Consider the following 14,104-nt stretch of genomic DNA (forward strand, 5'->3'; position numbering starts at 1 on the left):
GGGGGGGGGGGGGGGGGGGGCGCGGCCCCCGCCACTTCGAAGATCATAATCAGGGAGCCGGTGGAAACTTTATCGCCGGTATTGATTTTGATCTCTTTGACGGTACCGGCGAACGGCGCCGGAACTTCCATAGAGGCTTTATCGCCTTCTACGGTGATCAGGGATTGCTCAGCGGCGATGGTGTCGCCCACTTTAACCATGATCTCGGTGACTTCGACTTCATCGCCGCCGATATCCGGGACGTGAACTTCTTTCGCTGCCGCGGCAGCCGCTGGAGCAGCGGCGGCCGGAGCGGCTTCTTTCTTCTCTTCCTGCGCAGGTGCAGCGGCGGCTGCACCCTCGGCGGAATCGAAAATCATAATCAGTTTGCCAGTCTCGGTTTTGTCGCCGACGGAGACTTTAATCTCTTTCACGACGCCAGCCTGCGGAGACGGGACTTCCATAGAGGCTTTGTCGCCTTCTACGGTGATCAGCGACTGTTCAGCTTCTACTTTGTCGCCAACTTTGACCAGGATCTCGGTGATTTCAACTTCATCAGCCCCGATGTCCGGTACTTTGATTTCGATAGCCATTATTCTTTTACCTCTTACGCCAGACGCGGGTTAACTTTTTCTGCATCGATGTCGAATTTCGCGATAGCGTCAGCCACCACTTTCTTATCGATTTCACCACGTTTAGCCAGTTCGCCCAGCGCTGCTACGACCACATAGGAAGCATCGACTTCGAAGTGGTGACGCAGGTTTTCACGGCTGTCGGAACGACCGAAGCCATCGGTACCCAGTACGCGGTAATCATCAGCCGGTACGTAAGTACGAACCTGCTCAGCGAACAGTTTCATATAGTCAGTGGATGCCACTGCCGGAGCGTCGTTCATTACCTGAGCGATATACGGCACGCGCGGGGTTTCCAGCGGGTGCAGCATGTTCCAGCGTTCGCAATCCTGGCCATCACGCGCCAGTTCGGTGAAGGAGGTAACGCTATACACGTCGGAACCCACGCCGTAGTCTTTCGCCAGGATCTGCGCTGCTTCACGCACGTGACGCAGGATAGAACCGGAGCCCAGCAGCTGAACTTTACCTTTGCTACCTTCGATGGTTTCGAGTTTGTAGATACCTTTACGGATACCTTCCTCGGCGCCTTCCGGCATGGCCGGCATGTGGTAGTTTTCGTTCAGCGTAGTGATGTAGTAGTAAACGTTCTCTTGCGCTTCGCCGTACATACGGACCAGACCATCATGCATGATGACAGCCACTTCATAGGCGTACGCCGGGTCGTAAGAGATACAGTTCGGGATAGTCAGCGACTGAATGTGGCTGTGACCATCTTCGTGCTGCAGACCTTCGCCGTTCAGGGTAGTACGACCGGAAGTCCCGCCAATCAGGAAGCCGCGAGCCTGCTGATCGCCAGCCGCCCAGCACAGATCGCCGATACGCTGGAAGCCGAACATCGAGTAGTAGATGTAGAACGGGATCATCGGCAGGTTGTTGGTGCTGTAAGAGGTCGCAGCAGCCAGCCAGGATGCGCCTGCGCCCAGCTCGTTGATCCCTTCCTGCAGAATCTGGCCTTTCTCGTCTTCTTTGTAGTAAGCAACCTGCTCACGGTCCTGCGGGGTATACTGCTGGCCGTTCGGGCTGTAAATACCGATCTGACGGAACAGACCTTCCATACCGAAGGTACGCGCTTCGTCGGCGATGATCGGCACCAGACGATCTTTGATCGACTTGTTCTTCAGCATCACGTTCAGGGCGCGAACGAAAGCGATAGTGGTAGAGATTTCTTTGTTTTGCTCTTCCAGCAGCGCGCTGAAGTCGGCCAGGGTCGGCAGCTCGAGTTTCTCAGTGAACTTAGGCTGACGAGTCGGCAGATAGCCGTTCAGCTTCTGACGCTGAGCGTGCAGGTAAGTGTGCTCTTCGGAACCTTCCGGGAAGGTTACGTACGGCAGTTTTTCGAGATCGGCATCCGCCACCGGCACATTGAAACGATCGCGGACGTAGCGAACACCGTCCATGTTCATTTTCTTAACCTGGTGCGCGATGTTCTTACCTTCAGCGGTATCGCCCATACCATAACCTTTAATGGTATGCGCCAGGATCACGGTCGGCTGACCTTTGGTCTCCTGCGCTTTCTTCAATGCAGCGTAGACTTTCTTCGGATCGTGACCACCGCGGTTCAGAGCCCAGATCTGCTCGTCAGTCCAGTCAGCGACCAGGGCAGCGGTTTCCGGATATTTGCCGAAGAAGTGCTCACGAACGTAAGCGCCGTCTTTGGATTTGAAGGTCTGGTAGTCGCCGTCAACGGTTTCGTTCATCAGCTGAATCAGCTTACCGCTGGTGTCTTTACGCAGCAGCTCATCCCAACGGCCGCCCCAGATAACCTTGATAACGTTCCAGCCAGCACCACCGAAGATGCCTTCCAGTTCGTTAATGATTTTGCCGTTACCGGTGACCGGGCCGTCCAGACGCTGCAGGTTGCAGTTGATGACGAAGACCAGGTTGTCCAGTTTTTCACGGGTGGCGATGGTGATAGCGCCTTTTGATTCCGGCTCATCCATCTCGCCGTCGCCCAGGAAGGCGTAAACGGTTTGTTCGGAGGTGTCTTTCAGACCGCGGTGTTCCAGATATTTCAGGAATTTGGCCTGATAGATAGCGCCCAACGGCCCCAGACCCATGGATACGGTCGGGAACTGCCAGAATTCCGGCATCAGTTTCGGGTGCGGATAAGAGGACAGACCCTTGCCGTGAACTTCCTGGCGGAAGTTGTCCATCTGCTCTTCGGTCAGACGGCCTTCCAGGAACGCACGTGCATATACGCCCGGAGAGATGTGACCCTGGAAGTACACCAGATCGCCGCCATCTTTCTCAGTGCGCGCGCGGAAGAAGTGGTTGAAGCAGACTTCGTAGAAGGTCGCGGAAGACTGATAGGACGCCATGTGGCCGCCCAGTTCGAGATCTTTTTTCGACGCGCGCAGAACGGTCATGATGGCGTTCCAGCGAATCGCAGAACGAATGCGACGTTCCAGATCCAGATTGCCCGGGTATTCCGGCTCATCTTCAACGGCAATAGTGTTGACGTAGTTGCCGGCGGAAGCGCCTGCAGCAACCTTCACTCCGCCTTTACGGGCTTCAGAAAGGAGTTGGTCAATCAGATACTGAGCGCGCTCAACACCTTCTTCACGGATGACCGATTCGATCGCCTGTAGCCAGTCGCGAGTTTCGATCGGATCCACGTCATTGTGTAAACGTTCTGACATGGGGGTATTCCTTATCTATCTAATCGTTGATTAATCTGGAACCTGTCCCATTGAACTCTTCGTTCTTCACGCTGGAACAACCAAAAATTCAATAAGACAGGTTCTGCGTTTAGTTGCCGCGCTCTAAAAATGGCGCTTAAGAACCGGAGTTCTCGTCCTTTCGTTGCTGTAAACGACGCAGTGAGCGCTCTCGACGGCTCTGCTCACGACTACGATCCAGCAAAATTTCCTCAATGAACGCCAGGTGACGGTGCGACGCTTCACGCGCCTGCTCCGGCTCCCCGGCCATTATCGCCTCGAAAATGCGAGTGCGATGGTTGCTGACCAACGGGAGCATTTCCCGCCGGGCATACAGCAATTCAAAGTTCTGACGCACGTTTTGCGCCAACATCGGCTCCATACACCTTAGCAGATGAAGCAACACCACATTGTGTGCCGCCTCGGTGACGGCGATTTGATACTGGACGACGGCGCCGGACTCAGCGTCCAAATCGCCCGACTGCTGAGCGCGTTCAATAGCCTGATGCAGCTCACGGATACGGTCGCGATCCTCATCATTGCTGCGCAGCGCCGCGTAATAGGCCGCGATGCCTTCCAGCGCGTGACGGGTCTCAAGCAGATCGAATTGGGATTCAGGGTGATCGGACAGCAGCTCAACCAGCGGATCGCTGAAGCTCTGCCACAGGCGGCTCTGAACAAACGTTCCACCTCCCTGACGACGAAGCAACAAGCCCTTGGCTTCGAGGCGTTGAATCGCCTCACGCAGCGAGGGGCGGGAAACGTCGAACTGTTTAGCCAGTTCGCGTTCTGGCGGGAGTTTTTCACCGGGGCGCAAGGTCCCCTCAAGAATCAGAAACTCCAGCTGCTGCTCTATCACATCGGATAATTTTGGTTGGCGGATTTTGCTGTAGGCCATATTCCCTGTCTCTGCCATTAGCCCGGAGTCAATTGGTCTTACCAATTTAAAGTTCGTAGCGCTAAAGTAACAAAGTATTCACCTTCTGTCCATACAGGTTTTGATTGAAATCAGTAAACCCGGGACATTTTAACAACCTTACAGAAATAACATTTCAGAAATGTAACCTTGCACAAATGTTACGTTTACTCACAAAGAGGTAGCCTTAACTTTATAGAAACGAAAAATTACGCTTTCTGAACCGATTCAACGCTGCAATAAATGAATGCAGAGTCACTTACAGTGAATAAATAATGACAAAACAGCATGCATCAAAATACGACAGATTGTGACTATTGATGTCTTTTTAGACACATCGTCATCATCCCTTCATAAAGCAGGTGCATTCAAACGCGCTTACCACTATTCTGCCGGAGACGAAAGGCCTTTTTCGGAATTACCACACAGCCTTCCGTAAACAAAACAATACAGAAACGGAAGTTCCAAAATACACAAACACAACAATATGTGCGCGCCATCACTCGGGTAAAAAGTGGGCCACTTCGCCCAAATTTTCGCTGGCTATGCTTTCAGGCAGGGACAGCAGTGAAGCAGCAACCTGACGGATGACGTACACAAAAAATAACCACACACGAGGTTTCATATGGAAGGTCAACAGCACGGCGATCGGCTGAAGCGCGGCCTGAAAAACCGTCACATTCAGCTCATCGCGCTGGGCGGGGCTATCGGCACCGGCCTGTTTCTGGGGAGCGCGTCCGTCATTCAGTCCGCCGGCCCGGGTATCATTCTTGGTTACGCTATCGCCGGTTTTATCGCTTTCCTGATCATGCGTCAGCTGGGCGAAATGGTGGTGGAAGAGCCGGTGGCCGGCTCATTTAGCCACTTTGCTTACAAATACTGGGGCGGTTTTGCCGGCTTCGCCTCCGGCTGGAACTACTGGGTACTGTATGTCCTGGTGGCCATGGCGGAACTGACCGCCGTTGGCAAATATATCCAGTTCTGGTGGCCGGAAATCCCTACCTGGGCCTCGGCGGCGGTCTTCTTCATCGCCATCAACGCCATTAACCTGACCAATGTCAAAGTGTTCGGTGAAATGGAATTCTGGTTCGCGATTATCAAAGTGGTCGCCGTAGTGGCGATGATTTTGTTCGGCGGCTGGCTGCTGTTCAGCGGCAACGGCGGCCCGCAGGCGACGGTACGTAACCTGTGGGACCAGGGGGGCTTCCTGCCGCACGGCTTTTACGGGCTGGTGATGATGATGGCGATCATCATGTTCTCCTTTGGCGGCCTGGAGCTGGTGGGGATCACCGCCGCGGAAGCGGATAATCCGGAGCAAAGCATTCCTAAAGCCACCAATCAGGTTATTTACCGTATTCTGATCTTCTATGTTGGTTCGCTGGCGGTGCTGCTCTCCCTGCTGCCGTGGACCCGCGTCACCGCGGACACCAGTCCGTTCGTCCTGATCTTCCATGAGCTTGGCGATACGCTGGTGGCAAACGCTCTGAACGTGGTGGTGCTGACGGCAGCGCTGTCGGTTTATAACAGCTGCGTGTACTGCAACAGCCGTATGCTGTTCGGCCTTGCTCAGCAGGGCAACGCGCCAAAAGCGCTGCTCAGCGTCGACAAACGCGGCGTGCCGGTGAATACCATTCTCGTCTCGGCCCTGGTCACTGCGCTGTGCGTGCTGATCAACTACCTGGCGCCTGAATCTGCTTTCGGTCTGCTGATGGCGCTGGTGGTCTCAGCCCTGGTCATCAACTGGGCGATGATCAGCCTCGCGCATATGAAATTCCGTCGCGCCAAAAAGCAGCAGGGCGTGGTCACGCGTTTCCCGGCCCTCTTCTATCCGCTGGGCAACTGGCTGTGCCTGCTGTTTATGGCGGCGGTGCTGGTGATTATGCTGATGACCCCGGGGATGGCGATTTCCGTCTGGCTGATCCCGGTATGGATTGCGGTGCTGGGCGTGGGCTACCTGTTTAAAGAGAAAGCCGCCGCCACCATAAAAGCACAATAATACATCTCATCAATACTTCACTTTGCTCTGCGCCCTCCCCTGAATAATGGGTGCAGAGCATTGTTATCTGCTTCACACTTTCCCCTCCATAGCTTATTTATCCATATCGTCAACGAGTTCCTGCAACGTATTTCTGCCAACCGCAGCCAATAATTCTCTCCATACTGCAACGGAGAGACCGCACATGGCAGAGAACACGCTTTCAATAAGAGAAAAGATTGGTTACGGGATGGGTGATGCCGGATGCAATATTATCTTTGGCGCCATCATGCTGTTTGTGAACTATTTTTACACTGATATATTCGGACTGGCGCCGGCGCTGGTCGGCGTACTTCTGCTCTCGGTGCGAGTCATCGATGCGGTAACCGACCCTATCATGGGCGCTCTTGCCGACCGCACCCGTAGTAAATATGGTCGCTTTCGTCCATGGCTGCTGTGGATCGCCTTCCCCTACGCCCTGTTCAGCGTCCTGATGTTCACCACTCCTGAGTGGACCTACAATAGCAAAGTCATCTATGCGTTTGTGACCTACTTTCTGCTGTCGATTACCTATACCGCGATTAATATTCCCTACTGCTCGCTGGGAACGGTGATGACCGCCGATCCGAAAGAGCGTGTTGCCTGCCAGTCTTATCGTTTCGTCATGGTGGGTATCGCCACGCTCCTGCTGTCATTGACGCTGCTGCCAATGGCCGACTGGTTCGGCGGCGCCGATAAAGCGAAGGGCTACCAGATGGCGATGACCGTGCTGGCCTTTATCGGTATGTGTATGTTCCTGTTCTGCTTCGCCACCGTGCGCGAACGTATCCGCCCGGCGGTGCAGACGAATGACGAACTGAAAAAAGATCTGAAAGACGTCTGGAAAAATGACCAGTGGGTGCGCATCCTGCTGCTCACGCTGTGCAACGTCTGTCCGGGCTTTATCCGCATGGCCGCCACCATGTACTACGTCACCTGGGTGATGGGACAAAGCACCCATTTTGCCACCCTGTTTATCAGCCTCGGCGTAGTTGGGATGATGATTGGCAGCATGCTGGCGAAAGTCCTGACCGACCGCTGGTGCAAACTGCAGGTTTTCTTCTGGACCAATATCGTGCTGGCCGTGTTCTCCTGCGCCTTCTATTTCTTTAATCCACACGCCACCACGCTGATTATGGTGCTCTACTTCCTGCTCAACATTCTGCATCAAATCCCTTCCCCGCTACACTGGTCGCTAATGTCCGACGTTGATGACTACGGCGAATGGAAAACCGGCAAGCGCATCACCGGTATCAGCTTCTCCGGTAATCTGTTCTTCCTGAAGGTCGGCCTGGCGGTCGCCGGGGCAATGGTCGGTTTCCTGCTGTCATGGTACGGCTACGACGCCGGCGCGAAAGCGCAAAGCGCCTCCGCGCTGAACGGTATCGTGCTGCTATTCTCAGTCATTCCCGGCGTCGGCTATCTGATCACCGCCGGCGTGGTGCGCCTGCTGAAGGTTGACCGTACCCTGATGCGCCAGATTCAGAGCGATCTGGAGAAGCGCCGCAGCAACTACAGCGAGCTGAACGAATACCAGGAACTGAAAACCAGTGAACACGTAAGGAAAGCCTGATGAACAACTGGCCAAACCCCTTTATTGAACAGCGTGCAGACCCCTTTATCCTGCGCCATCTTAGCCACTACTACTTTATTGCCTCGGTGCCGGAATACGACCGGCTGGAGATCCGGCGCGCGGTAACCCTTGAAGGATTACGCGATGCTGAGCCGGTCGTGGTTTGGCGCGCGCCGCAAAGCGGGCCGATGAGCCAACTGATTTGGGCGCCGGAGCTGCATGAAATAGACGGTAAGTGGTATATCTATTTTGCCGCCACCCATACTCACGATCTGGATGCGCTGGGGATGTTCCAGCATCGCATGTTCGTTCTCGAGTGCGCTGACAGCGATCCGCTGACCGGCCGCTGGCAGGAAAAAGGCCAGGTGGTCACGCCTTTCGATACCTTCGCCCTCGATGCCACCACTTTTACCCATCAGGGGAAACGCTGGTATCTGTGGGCGCAAAAATCCCCGCATATCGAAGGCAACTCAAACCTGTATCTCGCCGAAATGGCTAACCCGTGGACGTTAAAAGGCGAGCCGGTCATGCTGAGCAAGCCGGAGTTCGACTGGGAGTGCCGGGGATTTAAGGTCAACGAAGGGCCTGCGGTACTGATGCATGGCGATAAGCTATTTATCAGCTATTCCGCCAGCGCCACCGATGAAAACTACTGCATGGGGTTGTTATGGATCGACCGGCAGGCCGATCCGCTGCAGCCGGCAAACTGGCATAAAGCTCCGCAGCCGGTGTTCCGCACCAGCTATGAAAACCGCCAGTATGGCCCAGGTCATAATAGTTTTACCCAAACGCCGAAAGGGGAAGATGTGCTGGTGTATCACGCGCGGAATTACACCGAGATAGAAGGCGACCCGCTGTATGATCCCAATCGCCATACGCGGTTAAAGCTGGTCAGCTGGCGGGAAGACGGGATGCCCGACTTCGGTATTCCACCGGCGGATACGCTGTAGCGGTTCGGAATGTTACCCGCTGGCGCGGGTTCTCCAGGCCGGGTCAGGCGAAGCCGCCACCCGGCAACATGACCAGCACGGCGTCTGATATATCGCCCGGCGGCGCTGTTGCTTGCCGGGCCTACGTGACGTGAGCCTGCGGGTGACTCGCCAGGCCGGATAAGCGCAGCGCCATCAGGCAACAAAAGCCCCGCAGGTACGTACATCGTGGCAGGCAGCGCGCGGGCTCAGGCCGTTAAACCAGGGTACCGTAAATCGTCAGCAGCGCCATAATCACCACTACCACCAGCGAAGTCTTCTTAGCCATCGATACCGCAGCCTTCGGCGTCGCTACTTTATCCACGTGCGGCTCACGGGCCAGGGAATACTGCGCCAGACGGGTCAACACCTGATACTGCGACGAATGGCGGTCGCCCAGCGAAGCAAACCACGCCGGGAGCGCTTTTTCACCATGGCCCACCAGGGCATAGACCACCCCCACCAGACGCACCGGCAGCCAGTCCACAATATGCAGGATACCATCGATCCCGGACTGCAACCGGTGGTGCGGCGTCTGGTAGCGCGCCAGCCATGTCTGCCAGGCGCGCAGTACGCTGTAGGCGATAAGCGTCAGCGGGCCCCAGGCGCCCCCCACGACAAACCAGAAAAGCGGCGCCAGATAGTATCGATAGTTAATCCACAGCAGCGCATTTTGCAGTTCGCTAAGGTACTCACGCTCATCACAGCCCGGCGGCACGCCGTGAATAAGTGTCAGCTCGCTGGCCATGGCATCGCAGGCGCGACTGTCATTGCGCGACGCCGCTTTCAGATAGGCATGGTAGTGCAGCCGAACTTTGCCGGCGCCAATGCATAGCAGGCCCAGTAAAATCCAGAACACCAGCAGCGGTATGTTAAACAGCTGCCCCTGCAGCAGACGCTGAATGATATACACGACCGCGACAGCCACCAGCGTCATCAGCAGCGTGCCCGGTAACGAGAAATGTTTTATCCGGCGAAACGCCACCTCCAGCCGATGATCAAGCTGCCAGTGTTCGCCCAGCTTAAACAGCCGTTCGGCGATAAGCACCAACAGCGTCGTAAACAGCGTCATGAGGTCTCCTTTTCTGACGGGGCGCTGAGCAGCGCACGGTATTTTATCCAGTCAAAGGCCGGTCCTGGATCGGTTTTCCGCACGGGCGCGATATCGCTGTGGCCCGCAATGTTTTCGGCGATAGCCGGATAAAGCGCGATCAGCAGATCCGTCACCGCCGCCAGCTGCCGGTACTGCGCGTCGGTATACGCCAGAGTATCGGTGCCTTCCAGCTCTATGCCGATGGAAAAGTCATTGCAGCGTTCGCGTCCCTGATAACAGGAGACGCCCGCATGCCACGCCCGCTTATCGAAAGGCACATACTGCACGATTTCGCCATCACGGCGAATCAGACAATGCGCCGAAACGCGCAGATGAGCAATCTCGGCAAAGAAAGGATGCGCGTGCGGATCCAGGGTACCAGTGAACAGCGCATCAATCCACGGACCACCAAATTCCCCCGGTGGCAGGCTAATGTTATGCACCACCAGTAAGGAAGGGGTCTCTTCATCCGGACGGCAGTCATGGTGCGGCGAGGGAACCCGACGCGCGCCGACCAACCACCCCTCGTTCAACTGCATGCGGGATCTCCTTTCGCGAACTCATGCTTCCGGGCCACACGCCGGCCCAAAGGATGAAGTGTGTATGGTACTGAAACGTCGTTCAGGTTAGCATGTTTCCCACTTCTGAATCTTATCTATCTGGAGCTTTATCATGTCGCCTCGTCGTTACAACCCCGACCGCCGCCGTGACGTGCTGCTGGAACGTATTAATCTCGATATTACCGATGCTGTCGCACACTCCCTGCGGGAAGATCTGGGCGGCGAAGTCGACGCCAACAACGATATTAGCGCGCAATTATTGCCGCAGGATGCACGCTCCCATGCGGTGGTCATTACTCGTGAAGATGGCGTCTTCTGTGGCAAACGCTGGGTGGAAGAGGTCTTTATTCAGCTCGCCGGTGACGACGTGAATATCACCTGGCACGTGGCCGACGGCGATGCGGTCAAAGCCGACCAGCCGCTGTTCGAATTGGAAGGCCCGTCGCGTATTCTGCTCACCGGCGAACGCACGGCGCTGAACTTTGTGCAAACCCTCTCCGGCGTCGCCAGCGTCGTCCGTCGCTATGTCGACCTGCTCGCCGGCACCAAAACCCAACTGCTGGATACGCGCAAAACGCTGCCAGGGCTGCGTACCGCGCTGAAATACGCGGTACTCTGCGGCGGCGGCGCCAACCATCGACTGGGCCTGTTCGACGCGTTCCTGATTAAAGAAAACCACATTATCGCCTCCGGATCGATCCGTCAGGCAGTGGAAAAGGCGTTCTGGCTGCATCCTGATGTGCCGGTGGAAGTGGAAGTGGAAACCCTGGATGAACTGGAGCAGGCGTTAAAAGCCGGGGCCGATATCATTATGCTCGATAACTTCACCACCGATCTGATGCGCGAGGCGGTGAAAATTACCGCAGGCCAGGCGGCGCTGGAGGTCTCCGGCAACGTTACCTTTGACACCATCCGCGAATTCGCCGATACCGGCGTCGACTATATTTCCGTCGGCGCCCTGACCAAACATGTGCAGGCGCTCGACCTGTCGATGCGCTTCCGCTGAGCAACAGGCCTTCACGCTTCCGGGCGTGAAGGCCTGAATTTGCGGCCCGCCTCGCAGTCGCCCGTGTTCACCATGAAATCCAGATAAAAACCCTGGAACCCGCTTTCCCGGATCGTTTTCGCCCCCTCGCCTGCGCCCCTCAATCCCTTCACAGTGCTCCTGTCACAACAAGGAGCGACTTATGGATAAACAACGAGGTTTTACCCTGATTGAACTGATGGTGGTTATCGGAATCATCGCCATTCTTAGCGCCATCGGCATCCCGGCCTACCAGAACTACCTGCGTAAAGCCGCCCTCACCGACCTGCTGCAGACCTTTGTCCCTTACCGGACAGCCATCGAACTTTGCGCGCTCGATCATGGCGGCCTAACGCCATGCGACGGCGGCAGCAACGGCATTCCCTCGCCGACAACCACGCGCTACCTCTCCGCCATGAGCGTGGCCAAAGGGGTCGTCACCCTCACCGGTCAGGAGAGTCTGAACGGACTGGGGGTCACCCTGACGCCGACCTGGGACAATGCCGAGGGCGTCACCGGCTGGCAGCGCGTCTGCACCATCACCGGCAATAGCGCGCTTCAGCAGGCCTGCGAAGACGTTTTCCGGGTGAAGTGAGGGCTAATGCATGAAAACAGAACAGCTGATCCCCCTCTGCCGTCGCTACCACGCCATGCTGCTGCATAGCGATGAACAGACAATCTCTATTGCGGTGGTTAATACCCCGCCGGCGGAGTTAATGGAGGCGCTACGCTTCGCGACGCAAAAGCGGATCGACATTGAATGCTGGAGCCAGGAGCAGATGGATAAGCGTCTGCAGGCCCAGGAAAAGCAGGCGCAACTGGCGCAGAACGACGGGCCGGAAAATATCGCCGAACGGGTCAACCAGATCCTCGAACAGGCCTTGCGTCAGCGGGCGTCTGATATTCATATCGAGCCCACGGAAACGCACTTACGCATCCGCCTGCGGGTCGATGGCGTCCTTCACGCCCTACCGTTGCTGGCTCCCGAACTGGCCGCACCGGTTATCGCGCGACTCAAGGTCCTGGCCAGTCTCGATATCGCCGAGCACCGTTTACCGCAGGATGGCCAGTTCGCGCTGAATCTTGCGGGACGACCGCTCTCTTTTCGCATCGCCACTCTGCCCTGCCGCTATGGCGAAAAGATTGTCCTGCGCCTTCTGCATCAGGTTGACCAGGCGCTGGATCTGGAAGCACTCGGACTCTCATCCTCCCAGCTGGCGGCCTTTCGCCAGGCGCTGAACCAGCCGCAGGGTCTGCTGCTGGTCACCGGCCCAACCGGAAGCGGGAAAACGGTGACCCTCTACAGCGCCCTGCAGGCCAGAAACCGTGAGCAAGTGAATATCTGTAGCGTGGAGGATCCACTGGAGATCCCCATCGCCGGGATGAACCAGACGCAAATCAATCCCCGCGCCGGACTCACTTTTCACAGTGTGCTGCGCGCCCTGTTACGCCAGGATCCGGATATTGTCATGGTGGGCGAGATCCGCGATGCCGAGACCGCTGAAATCGCGCTCAAAGCCGCCCAGACCGGTCATCTGGTGCTCTCCACCCTGCACACCAATTCCACCAGTGAAACCCTGACCCGCCTGCAGCAAATGGGCATCGCCCGCTGGATGATTTCCTCTGCGCTCTCGCTGGTCATCGCCCAGCGTCTGGTCCGCAAGCTGTGTCCCCACTGTCGGCGTAATGCCGGCAGCGCCGCCGACCTGCCGCACAGCCTGTGGCCCCGCCCGCTGCCACGCTGGCAGGCAGCGGGCTGCGAACATTGTTACCACGGATATTACGGCCGGCTGGCGCTGTTCGAAGTGCTGCCTGTTACCCCCGGGCTACGCCAGGGGATAGTCCAGGGACTTAACGCCATTGAGATTGAATCTCTGGCGCGAGCCGCAGGGATGATGACGCTTTTTGAAAGCGGCTGTCAGGCTATCGAACAGGGATTGACCAGCCTCGAAGAGGTGGTGCGGGTGCTGGGGATCCCCCATGGCGACTAAGCGTCTCTGGCGCTGGCGCGGTATTGATGTGCAGGGCGCCCCCTGTCAGGGGATGCTATGGCAAACCAAGCGTCTGGAGGTCCTGCAGCACCTCCAACAGCAGCGAGTTATACCGCTGGCTGTACGCCGCTGTGCGGTGAAGCAGAGCCTCTGGCACCCGCGCTACAGTTGCGAAACGATCCGCCAGCTGGCGACCCTGCTGCAGGCCGGCCTGCCGCTGGCGGAAGGGTTATCGCTGCTGGCGCAGCAGCAGTCGCATGCCCAGTGGCAGGCGCTGCTTGAGGCGCTGGGCCGCGAGCTGGCCCAGGGCGTGGCGTTCTCTGCCGCGCTGGCGCAGTGGCCCCAGGCTTTTCCGCCACTATATCTGGCGATGATTAGCACCGGCGAACTGACGGGCAAGCTCGATATCTGCTGCCTGCAGTTGGCGAATCAGCAGCAGGAGCAGCAGCGGCTCGCCAGCAAAGTCAAAAAAGCGCTGCGCTACCCGCTGATCGTGCTCTCTCTGGCGCTGTTGGTGGTGCTGGGGATGCTCTATTTTGTCCTGCCCGAGTTCACCGCCATCTACCAGACGTTCAGTACGCCGCTACCGCTAATGACGCGGATGGTCGTTGCGGCAGGCGACATGCTAAGTCGCGGCTGGCCGCTGCTGCTGGCCTCGCTGCTGAGCCCGCTGCTGCTCAACCAGCTGATCCGGCGG

General features: G+C 57.0%; 11 protein-coding genes and 1 pseudogene. 7 read left to right on the plus strand and 5 right to left on the minus strand.

The genetic code is table 11. The features are described 5' to 3' along the window. From HMPREF9538_RS33030 to pdhR, 3 genes and pseudogenes are all read right to left on the minus strand, one after another. A pseudogene (locus HMPREF9538_RS33030) lies at nucleotides 1-572 on the minus strand (biotin/lipoyl-containing protein); the annotation flags it as partial. Nucleotides 573-586: 14 nt separating this feature from the next. Then, nucleotides 587-3,250: a pyruvate dehydrogenase (acetyl-transferring), homodimeric type gene (gene aceE / locus HMPREF9538_RS05605; RefSeq protein WP_002888700.1), complete on the minus strand. Its 2,664-nt coding sequence runs from the start codon at nucleotides 3,248-3,250 to the stop codon at nucleotides 587-589. 136 nt (nucleotides 3,251-3,386) lie between these two features. Beyond that, on the minus strand, nucleotides 3,387-4,166 hold the full coding sequence (gene pdhR, locus HMPREF9538_RS0128315; protein WP_002888699.1) for a pyruvate dehydrogenase complex transcriptional repressor PdhR: 780 nt from the start codon (nucleotides 4,164-4,166) through the stop codon (nucleotides 3,387-3,389). A 643-nt stretch (nucleotides 4,167-4,809) separates the two neighbouring features. Here pdhR and aroP point away from each other — a divergent pair. The 3 genes from aroP to HMPREF9538_RS05590 all read left to right on the plus strand — a co-directional run bounded on the left by aroP (nucleotide 4,810) and on the right by HMPREF9538_RS05590 (nucleotide 8,721). Next, a complete protein-coding gene (gene aroP / locus HMPREF9538_RS05600) occupies nucleotides 4,810-6,180 on the plus strand; it encodes an aromatic amino acid transporter AroP (RefSeq protein WP_004147090.1) in 1,371 nt (456 codons plus the stop codon). A 184-nt stretch (nucleotides 6,181-6,364) separates the two neighbouring features. Beyond that, nucleotides 6,365-7,771 (plus strand): glycoside-pentoside-hexuronide (GPH):cation symporter, encoded by a 1,407-nt coding sequence (locus tag HMPREF9538_RS05595; protein ID WP_004145929.1) that lies wholly within the window; start codon nucleotides 6,365-6,367, stop codon nucleotides 7,769-7,771. Further along, entirely contained in the window at nucleotides 7,771-8,721 is a 951-nt protein-coding gene (locus tag HMPREF9538_RS05590) for a family 43 glycosylhydrolase (protein WP_009485987.1), read from the plus strand. The genes HMPREF9538_RS05595 and HMPREF9538_RS05590 overlap by 1 nt, the downstream gene beginning before the upstream one ends. 235 nt (nucleotides 8,722-8,956) lie before the next feature. Here HMPREF9538_RS05590 and ampE read toward each other — a convergent pair whose 3' ends face one another. Next, the gene (gene ampE, locus HMPREF9538_RS05585) at nucleotides 8,957-9,811 is read right to left on the minus strand and encodes a beta-lactamase regulator AmpE (RefSeq protein WP_004177406.1); all 855 of its coding nucleotides are present in this window, start codon (nucleotides 9,809-9,811) and stop codon (nucleotides 8,957-8,959) included. Then, nucleotides 9,808-10,371, minus strand: coding sequence for a 1,6-anhydro-N-acetylmuramyl-L-alanine amidase AmpD (gene ampD / locus HMPREF9538_RS05580; protein WP_002888692.1), 564 nt, complete (start codon nucleotides 10,369-10,371; stop codon nucleotides 9,808-9,810). Before ampD ends, ampE begins: the two co-directional genes overlap by 4 nt. Nucleotides 10,372-10,504: 133 nt before the next feature. On the opposite strand from ampD, the gene nadC reads away from it, so the two are divergent. From nadC to HMPREF9538_RS05560, 4 genes are all read left to right on the plus strand, one after another. Further along, nucleotides 10,505-11,398, plus strand: coding sequence for a carboxylating nicotinate-nucleotide diphosphorylase (gene nadC, locus HMPREF9538_RS05575; RefSeq protein WP_002888684.1), 894 nt, complete (start codon nucleotides 10,505-10,507; stop codon nucleotides 11,396-11,398). Nucleotides 11,399-11,579: 181 nt separating this feature from the next. Then, nucleotides 11,580-12,011, plus strand: coding sequence for a prepilin peptidase-dependent pilin (gene ppdD / locus HMPREF9538_RS05570; protein WP_002888683.1), 432 nt, complete (start codon nucleotides 11,580-11,582; stop codon nucleotides 12,009-12,011). Between the two features lie 10 nt (nucleotides 12,012-12,021). Continuing rightward, complete coding sequence (gspE, locus tag HMPREF9538_RS05565) at nucleotides 12,022-13,407, plus strand: type II secretion system protein GspE (protein WP_004145935.1); 1,386 nt, start codon at nucleotides 12,022-12,024, stop codon at nucleotides 13,405-13,407. Further along, nucleotides 13,397-14,104, plus strand: a 708-nt coding sequence (locus tag HMPREF9538_RS05560; protein ID WP_009485989.1) for a type II secretion system F family protein, incomplete at its 3' end; no start/stop codon positions are given. The genes gspE and HMPREF9538_RS05560, both read left to right, overlap by 11 nt.

The sequence above is a fragment of the Klebsiella sp. MS 92-3 genome (genome assembly GCF_000195655.1).
GTDB classification, from domain to species: Bacteria; Pseudomonadota; Gammaproteobacteria; order Enterobacterales; family Enterobacteriaceae; genus Klebsiella; species Klebsiella pneumoniae.